At 32.3% G+C, this 24,555-nt stretch carries 21 protein-coding genes and 1 tRNA gene; 8 read left to right on the top strand and 14 right to left on the bottom strand.

The features are described from left to right. Positions 1-16 precede the first annotated feature (16 nt). From BZARG_RS09475 to BZARG_RS09465, 3 genes are all read left to right on the top strand, one after another. On the top strand, positions 17-1,036 hold the full coding sequence (locus BZARG_RS09475) for an SMI1/KNR4 family protein (RefSeq protein WP_008637742.1): 1,020 nt from the start codon (positions 17-19) through the stop codon (positions 1,034-1,036). 182 nt (positions 1,037-1,218) lie between these two features. Further along, on the top strand, positions 1,219-3,126 hold the full coding sequence (locus BZARG_RS09470) for a tetratricopeptide repeat-containing sensor histidine kinase (RefSeq protein WP_008637772.1): 1,908 nt from the start codon (positions 1,219-1,221) through the stop codon (positions 3,124-3,126). A 5-nt stretch (positions 3,127-3,131) separates the two neighbouring features. After that, complete coding sequence (locus BZARG_RS09465; protein ID WP_008637801.1) at positions 3,132-3,767, top strand: response regulator transcription factor; 636 nt, start codon at positions 3,132-3,134, stop codon at positions 3,765-3,767. Positions 3,768-3,844: 77 nt separating this feature from the next. On the opposite strand, the gene BZARG_RS09460 is transcribed toward BZARG_RS09465, so the two are convergent. Continuing rightward, entirely contained in the window at positions 3,845-4,831 is a 987-nt protein-coding gene (locus BZARG_RS09460; RefSeq protein ID WP_008637774.1) for a hypothetical protein, read from the bottom strand. 150 nt (positions 4,832-4,981) lie between these two features. On the opposite strand from BZARG_RS09460, the gene BZARG_RS09455 reads away from it, so the two are divergent. Next, positions 4,982-5,377 (top strand): hypothetical protein, encoded by a 396-nt coding sequence (locus tag BZARG_RS09455; protein WP_008637612.1) that lies wholly within the window; start codon positions 4,982-4,984, stop codon positions 5,375-5,377. 88 nt (positions 5,378-5,465) lie between these two features. Here BZARG_RS09455 and BZARG_RS09450 read toward each other — a convergent pair whose 3' ends face one another. From BZARG_RS09450 to mce, 5 genes are all read right to left on the bottom strand, one after another. Next, the gene (locus tag BZARG_RS09450) at positions 5,466-6,155 is read right to left on the bottom strand and encodes a hypothetical protein (protein WP_008637624.1); all 690 of its coding nucleotides are present in this window, start codon (positions 6,153-6,155) and stop codon (positions 5,466-5,468) included. A gap of 264 nt (positions 6,156-6,419) precedes the next feature. Then, positions 6,420-6,977: a PAS domain-containing protein gene (locus BZARG_RS09445; protein WP_008637863.1), complete on the bottom strand. Its 558-nt coding sequence runs from the start codon at positions 6,975-6,977 to the stop codon at positions 6,420-6,422. 356 nt (positions 6,978-7,333) lie between these two features. After that, the gene (locus tag BZARG_RS09440; RefSeq protein WP_040288391.1) at positions 7,334-7,888 is read right to left on the bottom strand and encodes a PAS domain-containing protein; all 555 of its coding nucleotides are present in this window, start codon (positions 7,886-7,888) and stop codon (positions 7,334-7,336) included. 403 nt (positions 7,889-8,291) lie between these two features. Then, a tRNA-Ile gene (locus BZARG_RS09435) sits at positions 8,292-8,365 on the bottom strand. An 83-nt stretch (positions 8,366-8,448) separates the two neighbouring features. Next, positions 8,449-8,853 (bottom strand): methylmalonyl-CoA epimerase, encoded by a 405-nt coding sequence (mce, locus tag BZARG_RS09430; RefSeq protein ID WP_008637747.1) that lies wholly within the window; start codon positions 8,851-8,853, stop codon positions 8,449-8,451. Positions 8,854-8,948: 95 nt separating this feature from the next. Here mce and rbfA point away from each other — a divergent pair, with 95 nt between their 5' ends. Together rbfA and BZARG_RS09420 are read left to right on the top strand one after the other, a co-directional pair. After that, positions 8,949-9,344 carry a 30S ribosome-binding factor RbfA gene (gene rbfA / locus BZARG_RS09425; protein ID WP_008637616.1) on the top strand — a complete coding sequence of 132 codons (396 nt, stop codon included), beginning with the start codon at positions 8,949-8,951 and terminating at the stop codon, positions 9,342-9,344. Positions 9,345-9,409: 65 nt separating this feature from the next. After that, positions 9,410-10,615 carry an ABC transporter permease gene (locus BZARG_RS09420; RefSeq protein ID WP_040288389.1) on the top strand — a complete coding sequence of 402 codons (1,206 nt, stop codon included), beginning with the start codon at positions 9,410-9,412 and terminating at the stop codon, positions 10,613-10,615. Between the two features lie 266 nt (positions 10,616-10,881). On the opposite strand, the gene dusB is transcribed toward BZARG_RS09420, so the two are convergent. The 3 genes from dusB to BZARG_RS09405 all read right to left on the bottom strand — a co-directional run bounded on the left by dusB (position 10,882) and on the right by BZARG_RS09405 (position 14,096). Next, a complete protein-coding gene (gene dusB, locus BZARG_RS09415; RefSeq protein ID WP_040288387.1) occupies positions 10,882-11,877 on the bottom strand; it encodes a tRNA dihydrouridine synthase DusB in 996 nt (331 codons plus the stop codon). Between the two features lie 366 nt (positions 11,878-12,243). Further along, the gene (locus tag BZARG_RS09410) at positions 12,244-12,723 is read right to left on the bottom strand and encodes a PH domain-containing protein (RefSeq protein WP_008637855.1); all 480 of its coding nucleotides are present in this window, start codon (positions 12,721-12,723) and stop codon (positions 12,244-12,246) included. Between the two features lie 149 nt (positions 12,724-12,872). Next, positions 12,873-14,096, bottom strand: coding sequence for a M28 family peptidase (locus BZARG_RS09405; protein WP_008637828.1), 1,224 nt, complete (start codon positions 14,094-14,096; stop codon positions 12,873-12,875). A 36-nt stretch (positions 14,097-14,132) separates the two neighbouring features. Between BZARG_RS09405 and BZARG_RS09400 the strand changes: the two genes are divergently transcribed. After that, positions 14,133-15,263, top strand: coding sequence for a PD40 domain-containing protein (locus tag BZARG_RS09400; RefSeq protein WP_008637643.1), 1,131 nt, complete (start codon positions 14,133-14,135; stop codon positions 15,261-15,263). Positions 15,264-15,289: 26 nt separating this feature from the next. On the opposite strand, the gene BZARG_RS09395 is transcribed toward BZARG_RS09400, so the two are convergent. From BZARG_RS09395 to BZARG_RS09375, 5 genes are all read right to left on the bottom strand, one after another. Continuing rightward, a complete protein-coding gene (locus BZARG_RS09395) occupies positions 15,290-17,950 on the bottom strand; it encodes a carboxypeptidase-like regulatory domain-containing protein (RefSeq protein ID WP_008637758.1) in 2,661 nt (886 codons plus the stop codon). Continuing rightward, the gene (locus tag BZARG_RS09390) at positions 17,938-18,150 is read right to left on the bottom strand and encodes a hypothetical protein (protein ID WP_008637628.1); all 213 of its coding nucleotides are present in this window, start codon (positions 18,148-18,150) and stop codon (positions 17,938-17,940) included. The genes BZARG_RS09395 and BZARG_RS09390 overlap by 13 nt, the downstream gene beginning before the upstream one ends. A gap of 137 nt (positions 18,151-18,287) precedes the next feature. Next, entirely contained in the window at positions 18,288-19,085 is a 798-nt protein-coding gene (locus BZARG_RS15270) for a GLPGLI family protein (RefSeq protein WP_008637618.1), read from the bottom strand. Between the two features lie 66 nt (positions 19,086-19,151). Further along, a complete protein-coding gene (locus BZARG_RS09380) occupies positions 19,152-19,358 on the bottom strand; it encodes a hypothetical protein (protein ID WP_008637693.1) in 207 nt (68 codons plus the stop codon). 635 nt (positions 19,359-19,993) lie between these two features. Then, entirely contained in the window at positions 19,994-22,411 is a 2,418-nt protein-coding gene (locus BZARG_RS09375; RefSeq protein WP_008637664.1) for an outer membrane beta-barrel family protein, read from the bottom strand. A gap of 159 nt (positions 22,412-22,570) precedes the next feature. Here BZARG_RS09375 and lepA point away from each other — a divergent pair, with 159 nt between their 5' ends. Beyond that, positions 22,571-24,367 (top strand): translation elongation factor 4, encoded by a 1,797-nt coding sequence (gene lepA / locus BZARG_RS09370; protein ID WP_008637697.1) that lies wholly within the window; start codon positions 22,571-22,573, stop codon positions 24,365-24,367. Positions 24,368-24,555: the final 188 nt, after the last annotated feature.

Below are 24,555 nucleotides of genomic sequence, written 5' to 3'. Positions count from 1 at the left end.
CAAAATATAAGAACAAATGGAATGTATTAAGGCCTACACCGATAGTTTAAAAGACATGAAATGGGACGATTTTAATTTTGATATCATTGAAATAAACACACTACCTTCAATTAAATATCTAGACAGTTATAATAATAGTTTCAAGTTTAGAGACGCCCTTTTAAAAGCTGTTGAAGACTTTTCAAAAAAGAAGCTCTTAAAATTATTAGTCATTACTCCAGATGAAGTGACAACTAGCAAATTTTATGGTTTAGCCTTTCTAAAAAGTAAGGAAATCGTAACTGTAGAAATTAAAAATACACCACTTTTAAGTGCCTGGTTTAATATTGTTGATGACCAAAAAAAAGAAGCAAAAAAAGTACCATCTAGAATATATTCTTTTGGACGTAATCTATTTAGTAGTCAACCAGTTTCCACTATAAAACACATTAATTTTGATAAAGAAACAGGCGCATTTCTCAATAAATTTATTCCGAATCAATTTATAACTGAAAAATTAGCGAAAGAGAAAGCAGATTACATAGCTCCTTTTATTCAATTAAACCCCAAGAGTGATTTTGAAGATGTTAAATTAAGTTTTGAAAAGCTTATAATACAAAAAGAGCTCAAAGTCATTCCTCCGAAAAATAACGATGCCATTTATGCTGAATTTGAACAAGAAGCAGGCTTTCCTTTTCCTATAATATTAAAAGAGTTTTTAATGCTTCATAACGGCGTAGAAAATCATGCTATTATGAGCGCTGAAAAAATATTTAAAGAATGGAAAGATTGGCAAACAATTTATAAGGACTGGACACAAGAAGAATTATTTGATACATATAGTATAAATCAAGGTCAAGCTTTACCCATGTACGTGACACCCTATTGGCTTCCATTTTTTGATTTGCGTAACGGTAACTTCTTAGCTTTAGATTTTGCACCAAATACCAAAGGTGTTTCCGGACAAGTGATCCGTTTTGGCGCCAACCAAGAAATTGGTTCTCAGGAAGCAGTAAGTTTAAATGAATTTATAAAAAACCTTATAAATGATAATTAAATATTATGAATGACTTACAACAGAATCATATATGTAGTTAACAGTTTGTATTAAGTAAGATCAAAAAAAAGAATAAGTGCAGCTCATTTCGCTTAAAGTTATTAAGTTTACCAATCATTCCAATGAGGCTATTTACAAAATATAAAATTCTATTTTTATTCCTTTTTCTGGGAATAAGTAATTTGGCTGTAGCGCAAACGTCAGACAGCACACCGCTAATAGATTCCCTTTCAAAAGCATATAAAGAAAATCTAAATAAAAATCCTCAAGCAGCAAAAAAAGCTGCTAAAGAGTGGCTAAAAGAAAGTGAAAAAGAGAATATAAAACTTCAAGCGGCTAGAGCTCATTATGCTTTAGCAAATTTAGCTAATATATCGGGAGACTATAAAAGTACCATAAGCAATACAGAAAAAACTATCTCCATATTAAGAGAACTTAATATGGAAAATGGCTTATCTGCTTGCTATAATGTATTGGCTTTGGGCTATAAAAACTTGGGAGAATACCCTCAAGCAATGGATAGCTTTATGCAAAGCTTGAATTACTCTAAAAAAAATGATGATAGAGAGCAGGAAGCACACACATATCAAAACATAGCGACACTTTATGTGCTCCAGAAAGATTATAAAAAAGCTGCTGAAAATTTAGATCGTGCTGCTAATTTATATCGAGAACTAAAAGACGATGATGGTGTACTTATAACGTTGTTCAACTTTGCAAATATTTTAAAAGAACAAGGCGATTTCTTTGAGGCTCGTAAACATTACCAAACGGTATTAGATTACAGAACACAAGAAGGTAATAAAGCGGTTATAGCCTATGTAAATATTAATCTTTCGCAAATGCTTGTGGAAGAAGCGCGCTGTGAAGAGGCTGTTGTATCCTTAAGAAAAACATTAGCGCTTTTAAAAGCGCTTCAATTTAATTCAGATACCGCAATTGTATTGAATGATTTGGCTTTATGCGAAAGCAAACTAGGACACACTAAAGAGGCCATAGCGTATTTTCAACAAGCCTTAGACATAGGTCAAGAGCAGTCATTACTAATATATAATTCTAATATTTATAAAAACCTATCACAGCTGTATCAAGAAGAAGGCAATTATAAAGACGCTTTATATTATTTTCAAAAGGGCATAACGACTATAGATGAGCAAAACTCGCTTGATAAAGAAAAATATGTAGCCAAGATTCAAGAACGCTATGAAACGCAGTTAAAAGAAGCTCGCATACAACTACTTGAAAAAGAACAGAAATTAAGTGAAGCTGAATTACAAAAAGCGGAGCTCACCGTAAAGCGACAGCACCTCATTAGAAATACGCTTATAGTAGGTTTTATATTGGTTTTATTGTCTCTAATTATATTAAGACTTTTATACATTCAACGATTACGTGTGCAAAAGGAATTAAGTTTACAACAAGAAGAAAACGCCAAACAGAAAATTAACCAAATGATAAAAGATCATAAACTATCTGTTATAGAGCGCTACCAAGAAGGCCAAGATGAAGAGAGAGCACGATTAGCACGTGAAATTCACGATGGTATAGGAAGTGATTTAGCCGCCATAAAAATGGCTTTTGAGCATTATGCGGAAAATAGTCAGAAAGAACCACAATCCAAAAGAATTGCAGAAGCCATAGATAACGCCTGTATAGATGTACGCAGTCTCTCCCACCAGCTTCATCCGCTGTCTTTTTCTGAAATAGGATTTACTAGCTTTCTTAATGATTTTGTTTTTCAAATTAGTAAAAAAGCAAATATCGAGATTCGCACATTTTTCTTTCCGGAAAAAGAAATAGATAAATTACCCGATGCGCTTTTGGCCGATGCTTATCGTATTGTGCAAGAATTAACAACAAATATTCTTAAACATGCTCAAGCAACTCATGCAGATGTGCAGCTTACTAAACATATAGATCACTTAAACATTGTGATTCAGGATAACGGTAAAGGCTTTCAAAAAAATAAAAAACAAGGAATAGGAATTCGTAATATTAAAGAACGTTTGCAAAAAATGCAGGGCACTTTAGATATTGATAGCGGTTCTGGGAACGGAACATCAATTACCATTGATATTCCAATAATTTAAAAAGTGTGAAAAAAATAAATATCATTATAGCAGACGATCATTTAATGTTTCTAGAAGGCATAAACACCATATTGATTGATATGGAAGAGATAGCTGAAGTTCATTTAGCAACTGAAGGAAATCAAGTTATTAGATTACTTAATCAGTTTGATATTGGCTTAATAATAAGTGATATTAGTATGCCTAAAATGGACGGTATTGAGTTACTTACAGAAATTAAAAAAAAGCATAATGGTGTAAAAATTATTATGTTGAGTATGCTAGATAATCACAGAACGGTGCATAAAGTAATTCAGAAGGGAGCAGATGGTTTTGTACCAAAATTTACAAGTAAAGAAGAACTACAAAAAGCAGTCCGTACCGTTTTAGGTAATGAGCAGTATTTCTCTGACATTATTAAACAACGTTATATGGAAAGTGTTTTTGAGCGTAAAAAATATAAAAATATAGAACTTTCTCCTCGAGAAAAAGAAGTGTTAGCTCTTTTAGCAGAAGAGTTAACCTCTAAAGAAATTTCAAAAAAACTTTTTATCTCGGTAAATACTGTTGAAACACATCGAAAAAATATTCTTCTAAAAACCGGATCCAAAACCACTACCGGAGCTGTAAAATACGCCATAGAGTCTGGACTTTTTGATTAATAAAAAAACGGCTAGAGTTTGGGCGCTTAAAAACTCTAGCCGCTTTATTTTTGGCAAAAAAATATAAGTAAACTCGGTTAATTAGCTCTTATACCTTCCTCTTCAATAGCTTCTATTATGCGCCTTAATTCCGTTTCATAAGAGGTTTTATCATTTTCTTCCGTTAACATTTCACCACGATAAATAAATTCAGATTCTAAATCGAAATAAGTTACATAAATTCCTTTTTGCGGATTTACATATTTTCCCTTATCATTATTGACTACTCTTTTATCATCTAGGTATTGCACCCAAGCACCTTTGGATAAAGAAGATTTATCTAAATATACTTTTTTGTACATATTAATTTTAAAATGAGGATAAGAGCTATCTAATTTAGCTTGTAAACGTATTTCTATTTTAGTTTTTAAGGCTTCGAAACCTCCAAAATTTTCAGATAACATAAACGGTTCTGCATGCCACTTATTATCATCAACTTCCAATGGAACATCTATAAAACCTTCAGGGTAATCTGGTGTCTTAATCAGTATGTTAAATTTGTATGCGTCATTCAATTCTTCAAAAGATTGGTTTAATCTGTCTATAAATCTTGTGATTACATTTTCTAAATTTTCAGGACTCAAATCATCATTAAAATTCAAATAAATCGTTCCTAGTGTAAAATCTATTTCAGGAATTTCATTTTTAAAATCAGCTCTAATGGCTTGCTTTGTTTCGTAACGCTTTACCGCTTCTTTATATAAATCATTAAAAGTTAAATTTTCTGTAGTGTATAGCGTATCATTTATTAAAATCTTTTTAACATCAATACGTGTGTAAAACTCAACTTCAGGTATCTGTTTATCATAAATAAGAACAGTAAACATATTAGGGTTCATAGTTGCGGCATTAAAAAATCGATTTAAATCACTAAACGTAAGTTTCCCCTTATACTCTCTTTGCAAGTACGCTTCTAAATTGGATGCTGCTTTCTTTTTAGAAACACCTCCTGCTAATCTTGCACATCCCGTTGTTACAAGAAGTAGAATAAGCATACATATACCTGATAAAATTATAATTTTCATTACTAACTATTTTAATAACGAAATATAAAATTTAAGAGCCAATAAACCCCTCACTGAATTCAGTGAGTTTATATATTCACGTAAATGAGGTGTTTTTACAGCACGACCTTATAATATCTTTGATTTATAAATAATACTTAAAAACACACAATGGGACTACAAGAAAGAAAAGCAGCAAAAGCAATTGAAGATCAATATTTAGGAGATTACCAAAAAGAAATTAATGAGGTTGTGGGTAAAGAATTGCCTATAAACATTAACTGGGATACTTTTGAAATGGATTTTATAAAATTCGTACCAAGTGTATGTTTACAACGTCTTACAGATGGTTTAAAAGAGGTTTGCAAAGATGACATGGGTAAAGAAGCTATTCAAGAAAGCGTTAACTCTATAGAGGTTTATTGTATTCCAAATGAAGGTGCTGAAGATAAGAAAGAGCTAAAGTTAGAAGCTGGCGTATTTTCGCTTACAGCTTGTTGGGGAGGTCATCATAGTGGCTTTTTTACAGATACTGTAATACGTGAATATTTAGAGAATAACTTATAATGCTGTAAAGATACTAACGTCTTCATATCAAGAAAAAAGGAAAGCTTAATAGGCTTTCCTTTTCTATTATGTTTAATAACGTTCGGGATTATAAACATTTTTCTATTAAATCTTGTAATTCAGATTTTAAAGAGACACTTTTCCATCCTTTAGAAATATTAAAAGAAATAAGAAGAGTATCCTTTTCTAGCGTTACCTTATTGACGTCTCCAAACTTAAAGATTACGTTAGCAATTACAGCGTTAAACGCTTCTTTAGACAAATTGTTGGTAGCGATACTATTTATAGTTTCATTTAATGCATTTAATACTTTTAATGCATAATACTTTGACGTGTTATCTGGAATTTCATCGTATTTAAAAGTGACAGCAATCTCATTTTCTAGAGCACTTTGAAAATCTAATTCTAGATTTTTAATTTCTTTTTTAAGCTGAAGCATCGTCGGGATGTCACTTTCTGAAGGCGTAAAAGGTATTTTACCATCAGATAAAAGATATATATAATTATGGACATTCCCTATACAGATTGAAGAAATGGAGTGAAATTGAATGTATTGTAATTCGGCATTATTTTCATACCAATTGCACAATAAAACCACATTTTTATCAATATCATAATTTACAAAGTAACCCGATACATTTCCAGTTTGGGTACTTATAATAACTTTAGGCATATTTGGTTTTTCCTGTGCTCTTTCTTTATCCGAAATCTCTTGAAGTATTTTTAAAACCTGACTAATTTCTAGTACAGGTAATTGTATCATTGTTTTAAAATCCATAATATTATTTATTTTGCTTTTACCACAAAACTAATATATCAGTGTTTGCGTTTAGTAACGGTTTACCATGATAATTTCGGTTAATGTATTTTAAAAAATTAGGGAACTGGATGAAAATACTTGATATTCTTTGCATTAAACAAAAAAGCCGAACAATGGATGTCATTGTTCAGCTTCAGTTAATTTAGTTCTATAATATTCTTTAGTTCTTATTTAGAACTAGAAATTCATATTGTAAAGTTGGTTTACTCTAAAAAACAGCGGTTATCTTCCAAATAATTTACTAAAAAAACCTTTGCTTTCAACACTACTTCTAACCCAACTATCGTAAGTCATTTTCTTTTCTTCTAAAAAGCCTTTTAAATATTTTTCACTGGCCTCAACACCACCTACCTCTTCTATATGAAGCAGTTTTGTGTATAATGGTTCAATGTGTTTTTTTAATGCCTTTTCTGGCATAGCGTGTCTTTTAGCTATATAATTTGTAATCTCATCTTTATTATTATAAATAATTTCAAAATCGGTAATCATCCAATAATACCTACCAGATTTTGCTAGATTTTTAACAACGGCATGGAAATTTTTACCTTCATTTAGGTTTTCCCACAACACTTTAAAAATCACTTTTGGCATATCTGGATGACGAATAATACTATGAGGCTGTGAAACAAGTTCATAATCTTCATAACCAGAAACTTCCACAAAGACATCATTTGCGTATTCAATGCTGCCGAACTTATCCGTTTTACTTAAGACCGTACTTTTTTTGTCCCACACAACTTCTTTGTCAATGATGGTACGTTTGTTCAATTCTTCATTCATAATATTATTATTTTAATTTCTCGTGCAAAGGTACTGAATTAAAAGATTTTTCAAGAAAAATATGGCTTAATTATGTCGTATGACGAAAAAATATGCTTTTAATCGGATTAATCTTGATAGCAGCTTTATTTATATACCAGCATTTCAACATACATGTAAGCACTATAACTTCTAAAATTTCCACTTTACATATCGAAGAGAAGCTGAAAAGAAAACGAGGCAAATAAAAAAGCTGAACAATAATCGTTGTTCAGCTTTTTCTATTTTTATTCCTTAATAACCTGTAAGAATCATTAAGCATTGGATGTTTTTATTCTAGGTTATAGATTCTTTTTAATGTTAATTAAAAATTAAATCTACCTCCCAAATAACTTATTAAAAAAACCTTTATTTTCTACACTGCTTTTTACCCATCCTTCGTAAGTCATTTTCTTTTCTTCTAAAAAGCCTTTTAAATACTTTTCACTACCATCAACTCCACTTACTTCTTCAATATGAAGCAGTTTTGTGTACAAAGGCTCGATGTGTTTACGCAAAGCATCCTCTGGCATCGCTTGTCTTTTTGCTACATAATTTGTAATTTCATCCTTATTATTATAAATAATTTCAAAATCGGTAATCATCCAATAGTACCTTCCAGATTTGGCTAAATTCTTGATGACACCGTGAAAATTTTTACCGTTTTTAAGGTTTTCCCATAAAATTTTAAAGATCACTTTAGGCATGTGTGGATGACGAATAATATTATGAGGCTGTGAGACTAGCTCGTAATCCTCATAGCCCGAAACTTCAACGAAGGTATCATTGGCATATTCAATGTTTCCATCCTTGTCCGTTTTACTCATGACAATACTTTTCTTGTCCCACACAACTTCCTTGTCGATTAAAGTGTGTTTGTTTGATTCGCTCATAACAATAAAATATCTTACTTAAAAAGTTGATTAAAATTAAACGCGCAAAGGTAGAAGAAAAAAATACGTCAGAATCATAAAATTATCCTAATTCTGCCAAATAACGGAAAAACAAAGCTTTTTAACGGATTAAGATCTAGTTATATCCTATCTAAAACCTCCATTTTAGTCTAGTATTTGAGCTTTTAAAACCCATGGTAATTACAATAGTTTCGAATATTTTAAAAACACCCGAAAACAGGGTTTTGTTTTTGATAAAAAAATAATTTTTTGTTTCATCAAAGATTGCAAGTTTTGATTTGGAAGGGAGTAGCAGCTAACAAAAATTATGGATTATTTATATCGCGGTTTCTGGAAACAAAAAAGCACCTACATTAAATATGTAAGTGCTTGATTTTAAAAGTGGTCCCACCTGGGCTCGAACCAGGGACTTTCTGATTATGAGTCAGATACTCTAACCAGCTGAGTTATAGGACCCATTAGCGCAAGGCTAACTTCTGGTTTTCTTTTTTCAAAGAGAGTGCAATATTACTACATATTTTATTAGCCTCAAAGTATTTTTATTCCTTTATCTCTTGGCAAAGCTCAATTAAAACGCTATTTGTTGATTTTGGATGTAAAAAAGCGACTAATTTATTATCCGCTCCTTTTTTTGGCACTTTATTTAAAACCGTAAAACCTTCCTTTTCAAGACGGTCAATTTCAGACTCAATATCATCCACATCAAAAGCGATATGATGAATGCCTTCGCCACGTTTTTCAATAAATTTAGCAATTGGACTGTCCGGATTCGTAGCCTCTAAAAGTTCAATTTTATTACTACCTACTTGGAAAAAGGACGTATTTACGCCTTCGCTAGCAACTTCTTCTACCTTATAATGTGGCGCATTAAAAAGTTTGGCAAATAAATCGTTTGATGCTTCCAAATTTTTAACGGCAATACCTATATGTTCAATTTTATTCATGTCTACTTTCCGCAAAAGCGGAAATCTATTTTAATTAAAACTATTTTATTAACTTCAAAAATACAATAATCTTTAAATATGCGTATTTTTGCCCTATGGAAGAAAGTCAAAGACAAAAAAAGATCGGATCCGTTTTACAACGTGATCTGGTAGAAATCCTTCAAAAAGCTGCTAATGATGGTGGTATGCAAGGTGTTTTAATATCGGTTTCTAAAGTGAAAGTTACTGTCGATTTATCGGTTGCCAAAGTATATTTAAGTATTTTTCCTAATAATAAAGCCAAGGAATTACTTATCGGTATCCGCTCTAACGCGCCACTTATTAAGCACGAATTAGCACAACGCACCAGACATCAATTACGTCGTATGCCGCAATTAGAGTTTTTTGTGGACGATTCATTAGAATATATTGATGGGATTGAAAAATCATTAAAAAGAACGGAAAATCCTATTAGTGATCCAGATCTTTTAGATAAGAGAAAAAAACATTAAAGGTTTAAAAATCTTGAAATTAATAGGTTTTTATTAATAAAACCTGTTTTAAGCCTGTGTAATTTATGAATTTTTCACTCTATATAGCGAAACGGTATTTGCTTTCTAAAAGCAGCAATAATGCTATAAATTTTATCACACTTATTGCCGCTATTAGCGTCATTTTAGGCGCATTAGCATTATTTATAGTCTTGTCCGGTTTTGCGGGTTTGAAAGATTTTACTTTACAATTCACCTCTTTAGTCGATCCGGATTTAAAAGCCGAAGCTGCCGTAGGAAAATCGTTTACAATCTCTTCGGAAGAATTAAGCGAATTGCAAAACCATCCAGATATCGCATCCTTTTCTCAAATTGTTGAAGAGCGCGTTTTTATAACTTTTGAAGGTAGAAATTATCCAAGTGGCTATATAAAAGGCGTGGATGAGCATTTTGACTCTGTAAATTCTATCGATTCGGTGATTCCTTTGGGAGGCTGGTTTTCGGAAAACAGTAATCAAATTGTTACGGGTTGGGGGATTTCCAACCGCTTGAATATTGGGGTAATGGATTATGGGAAAATCATTGAATTATACGTTCCAAAACCCGGAAAAGGCCAGGTAACGGATATTAAACAAGCTTTTACCACCGTAAAAGCAATAAATGTGGGGGTTTTTGATATCAACGAGGAAATCAATGATAAATATGTCTTTGCGCCTATTGCTATGGCGCGACATTTATTAGATTTCAATGAAAATCAAGTTACCGCTATAGAGTTCAAATCACGCGAAGGCGTGAGTGAGGCCGATTTAAGAGCAACCATATCGACTATTTTAGGGGATAAGGTTATTTTAAAAAATAGTCAGCAGTTAAATGATGCCTTATACAAGATGCTGAACACCGAAAATTTGGCCGTCTACCTCATTTTCACCCTTATTTTAATAATTGCGCTATTTAATGTGGTTGGTACGATTATTATGATGATTTTGGATAAGAAGAAAACCTTGCACACCTTATATCATATGGGTGCTACTGTAAATGAAATACGTAGGATTTTCTTTTTACAAGGATCCTTGATGACCGTTTTTGGTGGCTTAATTGGTCTACTTATTGGTTATTTAATTGTACAAGCACAAATAAGCTTTGGATTGGTAAAAATTACACCTTCTCTGCCCTACCCGATGGCTATCAATTTAGAAAATTTTCTAATTGTATTTATCACTATTTCAGTTTTAGGCATTTTAGCATCTAAAATTGCTTCGGCACGTATTACCAAAAATTTGGTGAGTTATTGATTCTGTTTAAGAAGGATCAAGACCGTCCCGAAAACTCTCGGGACTTATAGAGTCTGCCCTGCCGGCAAGGCAGGGATAATAGACTAGAACCGTAAATAACTGAAGTTGTAGAAATTAATGATTAAAGATCATTCTAAATTCACATATTTCAGGATGTTTCAATCAAAAAAATAAAAAGTAGGATAATTTCATGAAAACATCTAAAAACCCTTATTCTTTATAGATTAATTGAAATACAACAGCTTTTAATCAGATTATTATTATTATTATTGAATAAATTGATAGTCTGAAAAGTTATTAAGGACCTCATCAAAAGCCGCAAAAACATCAACAGAATGATCACTTGTTACCATTTTCATTCGGTATTCTTTAAAATTAGGGATCCCCTTAAAATAGTTAGTATAATGACGTCTGGTTTCAAAAACGCCTAACTTTTCACCTTTCCAATCAATGGCCATTTGTAAATGACGCCTAGCAGCGTCTACACGCTCTTCAATAGTAATCGGACCCAAATGTTCACCGGTACTAAAAAAGTGCTTCACCTGCTTAAAAAACCACGGATTACCAATACTTGCACGACCAATCATGCAACCATCTAAACCGTAAACGTCACGCATTTCCATGGCGCGTTCTGGCGTATCCACATCGCCATTGCCAAAAACAGGAATATGCATACGTGGATTGTTTTTTACTTCAGCAATTGGTCGCCAATCGGCTTGACCTTTATACATTTGTGCACGTGTACGACCATGAATGGATATGGCTTGACAGCCCACGTCTTGCAAGCGCTCGGCAACTTCTAAAATACGAATAGAATCATGATCCCACCCCAAACGGGTTTTTACGGTAACAGGCAAATTGGTACGCTTCACCATTTCGGCGGTGAGTTTTTCCATCAAGCAGACATCTTTTAAAATACCAGCACCAGCGCCTTTACTCACCACTTTTTTAACAGGACAACCAAAATTGATATCGATAATATCTGGATTAGATTTTTCAACAATATCAATGGTTTGCAACATGCTTTCCAAATTGGCACCAAATATTTGAATACCAACTGGGCGTTCCTTTTCATAAATGTCTAATTTCATGATGCTTTTAGCAGCATCACGAATTAAACCTTCACTAGAAATGAATTCGGTATACACCACATCGGCGCCTTGCTCTTTACACAACGCACGAAACGGTGGATCGCTTACATCTTCCATCGGTGCTAAAAGCAGTGGAAAGTTGGGAAGTTCTATGTTACCTATTTTTACCAAGTGTCTCTTATTTTTGGCAAAATTACGATTTTTTAAAGTTATGTATCACTATTGTCCAATAAAGGAGTCAAGACCACTGCGCTTTTAGAATCAAACTGCCTGCCGGCAAGGCAGGGAACATAGTCTTGAACCGTAAAATACTGGAAAAACAGTGTTTAAAAATAAAGAATCATTCCAAATTCACATATTTCAAAAGGTCTCTAGTTGCTAACAAAAAGCAGAAGGTCTTCATTAAGAACTTTAAAACACGCTTATTTACAATAGATTACGTGAAGTACAACATAGTTTAATCGCACAACAGATTTGTGTAAGAATCTTAGGCCGGAAAAAAGGCGATTATCATGCGATTAAGCACAAGCCGAATTTTTATACGTTTTTATAGCGCGTTTTTATTTCATTCACTAATTCGTCCAATCTTTCCGAACTTAAAATGTACTTTTTATTTTTCGTTGTTATTCGAATCATATTTCTTCTGTCTTTTACGAAGCTGACAGAATCGTCCATCGTATTCCCGATAAATCCAAAAACCCCTTTACTTCCATAAGTCATGGTCAAATTTGAATATCCTAATTTTTGGACTTCTACAATATGAGAATTTGGAATATTTATTTGACCAATATTTTTCTTCAAAATAATGACGTCCTTTTCAAGAATTATTTTGTCCAATGAATTGGCATAAAAATAAAATACAGTTCCTGAAATTAATATGCCCAAAATAATTCCACCGATTACTCCGTAATTTTTATTTGTAGTAATTAAAGTTAATGCAATTATTGCCAATAAAATTATAGTGCCAATTGTGGCGATTTTCACGAAAACGGAACTTTTGCTTAAATAGATGCTCATTTTATTACGATTGGTTTTTTTTAAGTGTTCTACAACAATGGTTATGAATTATTAATGCGTAATAAAGAATGCACTTTCATGAATTGATAGGCCGAGACTCCATTCTTTGGCATTCAAAAACATCTATTTACTTTTTAAAAGCATGTGTTTTAAAATTTTAAACCCGCTTTTAATTCCTTTCCAGCTCTGATAATAGTAACTTTCGTGCTATCACCTGCTTCAAAAGCAGATAAAGCGCGCATATAACTCATCATATCAATAATGGTGCTATCACCTAATTTAACTACTATATCGCCTTTTTGCAAGCCCGCTTTTTCTGCAGCTTTATCTTTGCTAATACCATCAATACGCATGCCTTGTCCATCATATAAATAATCGGGAATTACACCTAATCCGACTTTAAACCGTGGTAATTCTTGACTATCATTTTTTGTTTTTGTGAATGCTAATTTTCCATTATCATCTAAATCAGTAATCAAATCGTAAATATAAGCTGAAATGGTTTCCATGCCTTTGTAATTCAACTTGTCTGCATCATCACCAGGTTTGTGATAATCTTCATGCTGACCCGTAAAAAAGTGTAACACAGGAATATCGATTAAGTAAAACGAGGTATGATCACTCGGCCCAACACCCGACTCTTCTTCAACCAATTTAAAATTCGTGTTTTTCGCTGCTAAAACATCCTTAAAAACTTGAGATGTTCCGGTGCCGTAAACCGCCAAAGTACTATCTTGGTTTAAGCGGCCCACCATATCCATATTAATCATATAGGAAACCGCCTTACTATTAATAGTTGGGTTTTTAGCGAAGTAATTAGAGCCTAACAAGCCCATTTCTTCGCCTGAAAAAGCCATGAATAAATAGTTATTGCTAGTATTGGTTTCTTTTAGTTTCCCAGCCAAATTTAGCATAACAGCCACACCACTCGCGTTATCATCTGCGCCATTATGAATAGCTTTTTCTCCTTTATACAAAGAGCCTTCACCACCATAACCTAAATGATCATAATGCGCACCGATTATGATGGTGTTTTCAGCTTGATTATCTATATAGGCTAAAACGTTAGTTCCAGTTATAGTGCTATCTTGACTGTTTTCTGTAAACGAGACTTCGCCGTGCGGATCCGTTTTTGGTTTGAAAGTAAACGTCTGATAGAAATTATTGGTTCCTTTTCCTTTCAAGCCTATTTCCTCAAAACGCTTAACAATATAAGCAGCGGCTTCCTTTTCACCTTTGCTGCCCGTTTTACGACCTTCTAACTTATCATCCGCTAAAAAAGCAACATCATCCTTTAATCTATTTTCTGGTTTGTAATCCTTTTTACATCCTAAAAACGATATAAAAATTACGATTAACGCTATTTTCTTCATGATTTTAATGTTATTTTTAACTAAAATAAACAATTAATGGCAATTAAATATAATAAACCCATTATGAAATCACTTGTTTCTAGCCTCTTCTTTATTTTAGTCCTAACCATTTCATGCAAAAGTGATAAGAAAGAAAATACCGATGCGGAAACAAGCGTAATTAAATGGACAGACACTTTAATCTATCCTGAAGAAACACATTTTAAAAGTTTAAAGCAAGTCACTTTTGGTGGCGATAACGCAGAAGCTTATTGGAGTTTTGATGATAAACAATTAGTATTTCAATCTAATAACACAAAATGGGAATTGAATTGCGACCAGATGTTTGTTATGGATGCAGAGGACACTTTTAAGGACAAAATACCGCAAATGGTAAGTACCGGAAAAGGTCGTACCACATGTGCGTATTTTTTGCCAGATAACAAGCATATTATTTATGCCTCTACCCATTTAGTAGATGATAATTGCCCGGAAGTTCCCGAGCGCAGAGATGGTAAATACATTTGGCCGATTTATGAATCGTATGATATTTTTGTGGCCGATTTAGATGGAAATATCACTGCTCAATTAACTAATGAGGTCGGTTATGATGCCGAACCAACCGTTTCGCCACAAGGTGATAAAATAGTATTTACGTCTGATAGAAGTGGCGATCTAGAACTATACACTATGAATTTAGATGGGACTAATGTGAAGCAAATTACTTTTGAATTGGGTTATGATGGTGGCGCGTTTTTCTCACCAGATGGCACAAAACTTGTTTTCCGGTCATCACGACCAAATACGGAAGCGGAAATTAAAGAATACAAAAATTTATTGGCTGAAGGTTTAGTGCAACCGACTAATATGGAGCTTTATATTTGTAATGCAGATGGTAGTGATTTACGCCAATTAACCGATTTAGGAAATGCCAATTGGAGTCCGTTTTTTCATCCAAGTGGTGAGAAAATTTTGTTCTCTTCTAACCACGAATCCGAGCGCGGTTTCCCATTTAACTTGTATATGATTGATATTGATGGCAGCAATTTAGAACGCATAACACACAGTGAAACCTTTGATGCTTTTCCTGTATTTTCTAACGATGGTAAAAAGCTAATTTTTTCTTCCAATAGAAATAATAACGGAGGGCGTGATACGAACTTGTTTATTGCGGAATGGCTGAAATAGTACGCCGTTTTCTATCAGTTTCTTTGTTAAAATCTATATTCTAATTTTAAAAGCACAAACCTTGGCATTAATCTATATTCGGTCGTTGAACTTCCAATGTCGCTGACCGAAAAACTCCTGAATTTTTCAGTATTAAATAGGTTTTTTCCATTAAGTCCTAAAGTCAGTTTGTTTTCAATGAGTTTGTATCTTGCATCAAAGTCCAAGAAGTAATATATGTTATCTGATTCTAGATTTCCAAAATAATAACGTTCCGATTGTAATTGAAAATCTAGTTTTTTATTAAATACAAAGGATAAATCTAGAAAACTTATGTTGTCTGTGAATGAATTATTAATTGTTGTTTTTATTTCCGTTGTATTCCATTTTGTGCCAATATGGTAGTTAAAAACACCACTAAAGCCTGAACGTAATTCTAAACCATAATTGTAACTGAATGACGTTACTTGTCGCAAGTCTGAACTATTTATAATGTTCTTAAATTCACTTTTAGAATAGCCTAAATCTAGTTTTAGATTAGAAGATATGAATTTAAAATAATAGTCAAGGTTAGAATTAACACTTATAAATTCACGGTCTTTAATTAGTATTTTTTCCGACAGCGTATAGTTTTGATTTAATGTTGTATTTGTTGAAAAGAAATCGTGATTTTTGTTGTACAGAATAAATGTATTCGCAAAAAAACGGTCACTCCAATTTCCAAGCTGGTAGTTTAAAACTAAACTCGAAGCGTTTAATTGATTAAAATCATCTGCTCCCTTGGTAAATGAGCGAAAACTAGTCAATACAAAATCACTAAAAAGATCTAAAACTCCTGCATTTTTTGTGTTGTAAGAGTAAGAAGAAGTAATCTTGTTGTTGTCATTAATTTTCCAGTCAAAACCTAAACTTGGATTTACGAAAAATGGACTTTGGCTACTGGATACGCCATTATTTTCTAAACGATTAAACCGTTGATGAACGTTAAGTTTTCCAATAATTCCAAAATCATTAATTTTTAAGCGGTATTTACTTTTTAAATATAAGTCGTTAACTTGATAGGTTGCCTGGTTTTGATAACCATTTGGTTTTTCTAGGATTAAATCATCTTCTAAAAGCGAAAATGTAGCTGATAACCTATCTCTTCTAAATTCATTTCCAAGTTGCAATTCTAATAAATGTCCGTTAGTTTTACGGTCTAGCAAATGTGCATTAATACCTGCAAATTGCATTTTATTTGTGCTTTGCTGTTTTACATTGTTAGCATTACTAATAGAAGGAAATAAATCCTGATAGAAGAATTGATTAACAGAGTAATTTTTAGGTGTTTTTTCATCAATAAAACGCCCTGTGAGTAAAAAAACCTTTTTGTCTTTAAATCTATTTGTGTAATTTATTTTTTGGTCGAAAAGTGTGTTTTGGTGTTCTAGATTCTCAATAGTAGAATTACCATTAAAGATTAAATTAGAGCTGTCATTAAAATCTCCATTATTATATTTTGTAGTAGCCTCTAACATTTTAGTTTTAGAAATATTGTAAGTAACATCTAGTTTTCCAAAAGCAACTCTATTTTTATTACGTAGTTCAAAATCTTCGGTGTTTGTAAAATTTGTTCCATTAACAGCAGTAACATCTACACTATTTCTAAAAAAATCGGTTTCATCCCAATTAAAGAAACCTAGTGTTTTAATTTTTAGTTTTTCGGTTGGATTAAATATCGCATTTAGTGATACTAATTCGGCATTATTAAAATTAGTTCTACGTTTCTTAAAGCTAATATTGTCTGCCGATAAATTAATTAATGAACTTACACTTTGATTATCGCCAATACTTGCAGGCTCATTGATACGAAACGGTCTAATCAAACCCTCTATATCTCCAATTGCATTATAACCAATGTTATTAAGGTTAGTAAAAAAATAATATTTATTCTTTTTACCAAAATTCATTAAATTTCCTTTTAGCTGGTAAAAATTATCGTTTCCAATACTTGTTTCAATATTACCAAACCAAATACGTTTGGATTTTTCATCGAGTTTTAAGTTCAAAGCTACTTTATTACTTTCTTCAACTCCTTTTAATAGTCGGTTATTAGAATAATTTTTAAGTACTTCAACTTCTTCAATAGCATAAGCAGGCATATTCTTGGACAGAATTTTATAACCTTTTTCAAAAAGATCATCGCCATCTATCATTAGTTTTTCAATTTCTTGATTTCCTACTTTAATAGTACCCTCACTATCTATTTGTAATCCTGGAATTTTTTTAAGTAAATCCTCAACTGTTTGTTCCGTTCCGTTTACAAAGTATTTGGTTTTAAAATTAATAGTATCTTCTTTTATGGACATAGGTCTATCTGCTTGAATAATAACTTCATCCAAGTTCATAGGTTTACCTTTTAAAACAACATCAATGTTAAGTTCATTTTGTTCTGAATTTAGAACTAAAGAAGCTGTTTTTGATTCATAGCCAAGTGACGTAAATACTAAATTGAATTTACCGTATTTGTTTGTTTTTAATACATAATTACCTTTATCATCAGAATAGGTGTAAGCAATAATAGTTTTTGATACACTATCTTTTAGAATAACACTTACCGAATATAAGCTATCAGCATTATCTTTTATTGAACCAAATATCTTAGATTGTGAAAACAAAATTGTGGGTGAAAATAAAATGATTATTTGTAAATAAATTATTTTTCCCATTCGTAATCCTTTTCAATACCAGTTCTAGTAATTTTGGTTTCAGAGACAGAAACACCTTGTGGCACTCTAGACTGCATTCTTTTTATTTGTTCTTCCATACCTGATATAACATCTTTAAATTCAGCAACTCGCAAATCGTTATCATCACCATAATCGACTTCCTTGTTATTTGGATATATTATTATTTTTTTGCAACCCAATGATGAATGGATGTATCATTAATATTATATAACTCCAATATTAGTCCTGGTAAACCTTTAAATTTCCAAGGGCCAAATATCTTAATTTGTGATAAAGACATATTTTGAAGTAAAAGTAAAGAGCGTGAAACCAAAGACTAATCTTCTCTTATTTCTTCTTCCCATTCAAATTTTATTTCAACACCTTTTCTAATATGTGCATCTGAAGTTGCTGATATTAACTTTATACCTTTTGGTAATTTAGACTGAAAGATACTCTCTTTCTCTGAACCTAAAGGGTATCTTATTTCACTATAATATTTTTGTGCGCTTATTAATGGTTTGAGCTTTTCATCATTTTTAAAATCAGGTTTTACAGATTTTAGTTTATAGGAAACTATTGTCCAAATAAAAGTATTTGAACTATCACTAATACTAGCGATAAGACCAGGCAAACCGTGAAATTTATATGGTCCATATGCTAAAGGGATTTCTAAAGCGTACCAAGCTGTATATTTTCTACCTCTATAATCTGTAGTTGCCTTTTTGCATAATAAAGAACCTATTTTCTTTTCATCGTTATACCTTAAATCCCAATTTAAAGTAGAAATAGTGTCTTGGACATAATATGTTTTTCCTCTATGTGTTTCTTTTGAGTGTATTTTTAAATTACCGAAATCCATTTCAATAAACCTATCTAAATCCTCATATTTAATAGTGTAATTAAGACCATTATCAGTTGCCGAAACACTTGATTTTGAATCACTCTCATTAGTTTTTCCAATAATGAATATGGATTGTTTATTTACTTTGTCAATTTGTAGTTTAGCTTTTCGAGTCTGTGGTATATCTGTGTTATAATATATATTATATTCAGCTTCAAAATATTTTGTGTTTTGACTGTATGAAAACACGGTCAACAATAGTATAATTATATTTATAATATTTTTTTTCATAGATTTTAATATTTAACCCTAGATGATATATAATAGAACAACACCTAGGGTTAGTTTTTCGTCCTACTACCGCTTGTTTATGTGAGCCTGTAAAATTGCTTGACCTGCATTATTACAATCTTGAGCTGATGAAGATTCAAACTGATAACTATATGTGTTTATAGTTCCGTCACTATTATTCTCGGTAATAGTAACAGTACAAATCCCCATCCTTTCAATTAAATCAACATCGTAATTAGCAGGTTCTGCAAAAGCAAAAGTTCCTACTAGCATAAGAGCTAGTGCAAAAAATACATTTTTCATATTATTTAAATATAATTACCCATTAAGGTCTTGGGCGGTTAGTTTTCGACCGTTATTGGCTTTCATTTTTCACTTTCATAGAGTCAATTTACGTTCTCTTTTTTATATTCATTAAGTCGGATGGTCTTTAAAATTGCTCTATTTCGGTTTCCAAATGTCTACCAATCTGTAATAAAAAATTATGTTACTATTTAAATAAGCCTTTTTAAACTGTTTTCAACACAATTATTATGGCTAAAAATCAAACACTTATCTCTTAAAAAACCGAATATATATTAAAAGAAAACCTAAAACCAAGGTAATTCAAGAAAAAATGTGCCGTTTATCGAAAAGTCATTTTTTCGTTACGGTTTAACCGTAAAACGCATCAGTTTGAGCATTTGTGTAAAATTCAGGAAAGTGATTTTGGGGTTAAAAAGATTAAAATAGCAATGAAAACCAAACTTGAGTTTTATATAAAAAATGTGCTATTCTGTATGTAAATTTTGGAATGGCAAGATTAAGAGGATTGCTGTTCTGATATATATATTCAAACAACCCAAACTTCAGATTCATTTGTTTATAAAAACAGACGTTTTCCTTTTAATGTTTACAAACTCTTAAATTTAATCCTTCTTCTCCAAACGCGAACGTTCTTTAAGGTCTTTTACGCGCTGATTTGTTGTTAATCTAGTATTACCAAACTTATAGCTAAAGCCCAATTTTACATAGCGACTGTCTTGGTTTAATCGGCGTGCGTTATCTTGATTTAAATAACGCGATTTAACATTATAGTGTTGTGTATTGAATAAATCTGCAAAGGACAATGTTAACGCACCACGCTTATTAAAAACGGTTTTTTTGATAGCTAAATCACTTATCAAACGTGCATCAACTTCTTGAAAACCCTGTTGGTATTTACTCAAATAAACTAATGAGAAATTAGCCGTTAAACTATTATCCTTTAAAAACGAAAAAGAATTGCTCAACTCCGAATAATTGGACCAAGTATCCATTTTTAAAATGGAATTATTAATGGTTGCTTTTTCGGACCAGTTTAAAAAAGAGGTGACAGCATACACATTCCATTTTGCAGTAATATCGAAAATAGCTACAAAATCAAAACCGTAATCTATAGTTTGCGCTAGGTTTGTTGGTGTATAAACTAATAAGTTACTGGCATTATCTTGAATAGGTAATTCCATAGAATTGGCTTCCATATCTTTATAATAAGCTTCAACATAAAAGCTATTGTTTAAAGAAGCACCCAACACAAAATGATCGGTTATGGTAGGTTGTAAATTTGGATTTCCAGTTACTAACGTATTATCGCTTAAATAAAATTTAAACGGGTTTAGGGATTGAAAATCTGGGCGTTCAATACTACGTTTATAATTGGAATAGACACTAATAGCTTCAGAAGCCTGAAAGCTAATATTTGCGGTTGGAAACCAATCAAAATAATCTTGTTTTGTGATACTATTGTCAACAACAGATTTTCCTTCAGTATTTGTTTGCTCCGCACGTAATCCAAAGCTCAAATCCCATTTCTCCCAAGATTTGCTATAGCTCGCATAAGCTGCAAATACGCTTTCCTTGTATTCGAAAGCATTGGAATTGGCATTATTAAAAATAGCCGTACCACTATTTAAATCATACTGCTTTAAATCGCTATCTGTATTAATAAAGCTTGCTTTTACGCCGGTTATAAAGGATGAGGAATCTGAAATTGGTATACTATAATCGGCTTGAACTGTACTAATAAGGGTCTTTTGGTTAGAAATAGTATTAAATAAATTTGAATAATCAAAGGTATTATTCACATCAAAATAATCACTTTTTACACTTTGATCGCGATCATAATCATAGGTTGTTAAGTGTGTGTTTAATGATAAATTACTTCCATTATCAAAATTCAAATCATAATCTAAATCAAATCCGAAATTATATTTATCATCATTAGAATCGTTTTTATTGTTGAAATTATACAATCGATTATAAGACGCATCTAACACATTGGTTTGCCCTGTTGTTATATACTCATATTCTGGCAAGTATAATAAGTTCGCAGCAAAGCTTAAGGTGCTTTCTTCATTAATAAAATAATCAAAATTAGTATTTAACGTATGTGTTTTAGACCTAGTTGTTCGATCCACATCTGAAATCCAGCGTTCATTAATCCCAACATTATCTCTATAATTAACACGTTCATCACTAGAACGTGCTATTTTGGAATCATTATAACTGTAGCTGGCAAAAACGTTTATTTTATCGGTTTTATAAAAGTTAGAAATACCAGCATTGTATCGCGCATAAGTACCTTGTGTATAGCTGGCAAAAGCAACTCCGTTGTAACCTGTTGCCAAGTTTCTACTCATAACAATATTTAAAACTACGCCAGAATCGGCATCATATTTTGCAGAAGGATTGGTAATAACTTCAATAGATTTAATTGCATTTGCCGGTGTACCTTCTAATAATTGTAGCAACTCGGCATCGGAGAGATGTATTTTCCGATCGTTAATATAAACGGCTGGCTTTGCATTTCTAACCGTTATACTATTATTAAGAATTAAAACGCTGGGTGTACTTCTTAAAACATCTATCATACTCCCTTCACTCAAAGCAGTGTTTGCTACATTAAAAACAAGGCGATCTACTTCTTTCTTAAGCGTCGGTTTATTTACAGTTATCGAAACTTCGTTAAGTGATTCAGGAGATTCTTTTAAGATTGTAGCATCTAAAACTAGATTACTATTTGATACTTGAATAGGAAGAAACACATCTTTAAAGCCAACAAAACTAATTTTTAGGGAATAATTTTCTTTTGTAATATTCCCAATTATAAACGAGCCATCATCCAGAGAAGTTGTGCCTTTTATAGCGGTTGAATCTTGATTAGAAAGCACCAAAATATTTGCATAAGCAATGGGCTGTTGCTTTAAATTAACTATTTTTCCAGAAACTGTGTAATCCTGTGAAAAAGAAGAAAAAGAAAAAACTAAACTAAATAACAGTATTAGGTATAATTGCTTGATATTCATGAGTGATAAATAATTGAATCAGCAATATAAAAATAGTTTTGTTCTAAAAATTACGGTTTCCCCGTAAATTAAAATAAAATAAGATAAATTGCTATAAATAATTAAAGCATAATAAAACAATTATATTTGCATTTTAGTTATAATGCTAGACAACAGTATATGAAGCACATTAGAAATTTTTGCATTATTGCACATATTGACCATGGTAAAAGTACTTTGGCAGACAGATTATTGGATTTTACGGGTACGGTTACAGAACGTGAACAACAAAATCAGCTTTTAGACAGTATGGATTTGGAGCGTGAACGTGGTATTACCATTAAATCGCACGCTATTCAAATGGATTACACCTATAAAGGTCAAGAATATGTTTTAAACCTTATTGATACACCTGGCCACGTGGATTTCTCCTATGAAGTATCCCGATCTATTGCCGCTTGTGAAGGTGCTTTACTAATTGTAGATGCCGCTCAAAGTATTCAGGCACAAACAATATCTAACTTATATTTAGCTTTAGAAAACGATTTAGAGATTATTCCTGTTCTTAATAAAATTGATTTGCCTAGCGCGAATCCTGAAGAAGTAATGGATGATATCGTAGATTTATTAGGTTGCGATCGTGCCGATATTATTCCTGCCAGCGCTAAAACTGGTATTGGTATTGAAGAAATTTTAACGGCGATTATTGAGCGTATTCCAGCGCCAAAAGGAAATGTAGATGAACCGCTTCAAGCCTTGATTTTCGACTCTGTTTACAACCCGTTTCGCGGTGTTGAAACCTATTTTAGAGTTATTAACGGATCGATTAGAAAAGGACAACTCATTAAGTTTATTGCCACAGGAAACACCTATAACGCTGATGAGGTTGGAACCTTGCGCTTAAAGCAATTTCCTAGAAAAGAAATAAAAGCTGGCGATGTTGGCTACCTAATTACAGGAATAAAAGAAGCCAAAGAAGTTAAAGTTGGTGACACAATTACCGATGCTAAAAACCCAACAACCAATGCCATTAGTGGTTTTGAGGATGTTAAACCAATGGTTTTTGCGGGTATTTATCCTGTTGATACAGAAGATTATGAGGATTTGCGAGCGTCCATGGAAAAACTCCAGCTTAATGATGCATCTTTAGTATTTTTACCAGAAAGTTCAGCCGCTTTAGGTTTTGGATTTCGTTGTGGATTTTTAGGCATGTTGCACTTGGAAATTATCCAAGAACGTCTTGAAAGAGAATTTGATATGACCGTTATTACTACAGTTCCTAACGTATCTTATCATGCATTTACAAACAAGCATCCAGATACGCCAGTTATTGTTAATAATCCAAGTGACTTACCGGATCCTTCATATTTAAACCGTGTGGAAGAGCCGTATATTAAGGCTACTATTATTACAAAAGCAGAATATGTTGGTAACGTCATGTCGCTGTGTATTGATAAGCGTGGTGTTATTACAAATCAGACGTATTTAACTACTGAGCGTGTTGAGTTGAATTTTGATATGCCTTTAGCCGAAATTGTTTTCGATTTTTATGATCGACTTAAAACCGTTTCAAAAGGGTATGCTTCTTTTGATTATACACCAATTGGCTTACGTACTTCCAAATTAGTACGTGTGGATATTCTATTAAATGCACAGCCAGTTGATGCACTATCAGCTTTAATTCATGCAGATAATGCATATGATATTGGTAAGAAAATAACAGAAAAATTACGTCAACTAATTCCAAGGCAACAGTTTGATATTCCAATTCAAGCAGCAATTGGAGCAAAAATTATTGCGCGTGAAACTATTAAAGCACTCCGAAAGGATGTAACTGCCAAATGTTATGGTGGTGATATTTCAAGAAAGCGTAAATTATTAGAAAAGCAGAAAAAAGGTAAAAAGAAAATGCGTCAGGTTGGTAACGTAGAAATTCCACAGGAAGCGTTTATGGCTGTTTTAAAGTTAAACGACTAAAATACTGCATGCCTTTCGGCAGACAGGCGCAGTTAGGATTCTCATGGCTTGAAGCATAAGCCTATTAATCTTTTCGCACGAATTTAGCAACGAAAGTTAGAGATGTCATTATATACAAATAAAATAAGAAATTGCTTCAGACCTCACAGGTTTTTAAAACCTGTGAGGTCTTTTTAGTTAGACTTAAA

This window comes from Bizionia argentinensis JUB59, from assembly GCF_000224335.1.
GTDB classification, from domain to species: domain Bacteria; phylum Bacteroidota; class Bacteroidia; order Flavobacteriales; family Flavobacteriaceae; genus Algorimicrobium; species Algorimicrobium argentinense.
The sequence above is the reverse complement of the archived record's forward strand: the minus strand, read 5'-3'. Positions and strand labels throughout refer to the sequence as shown.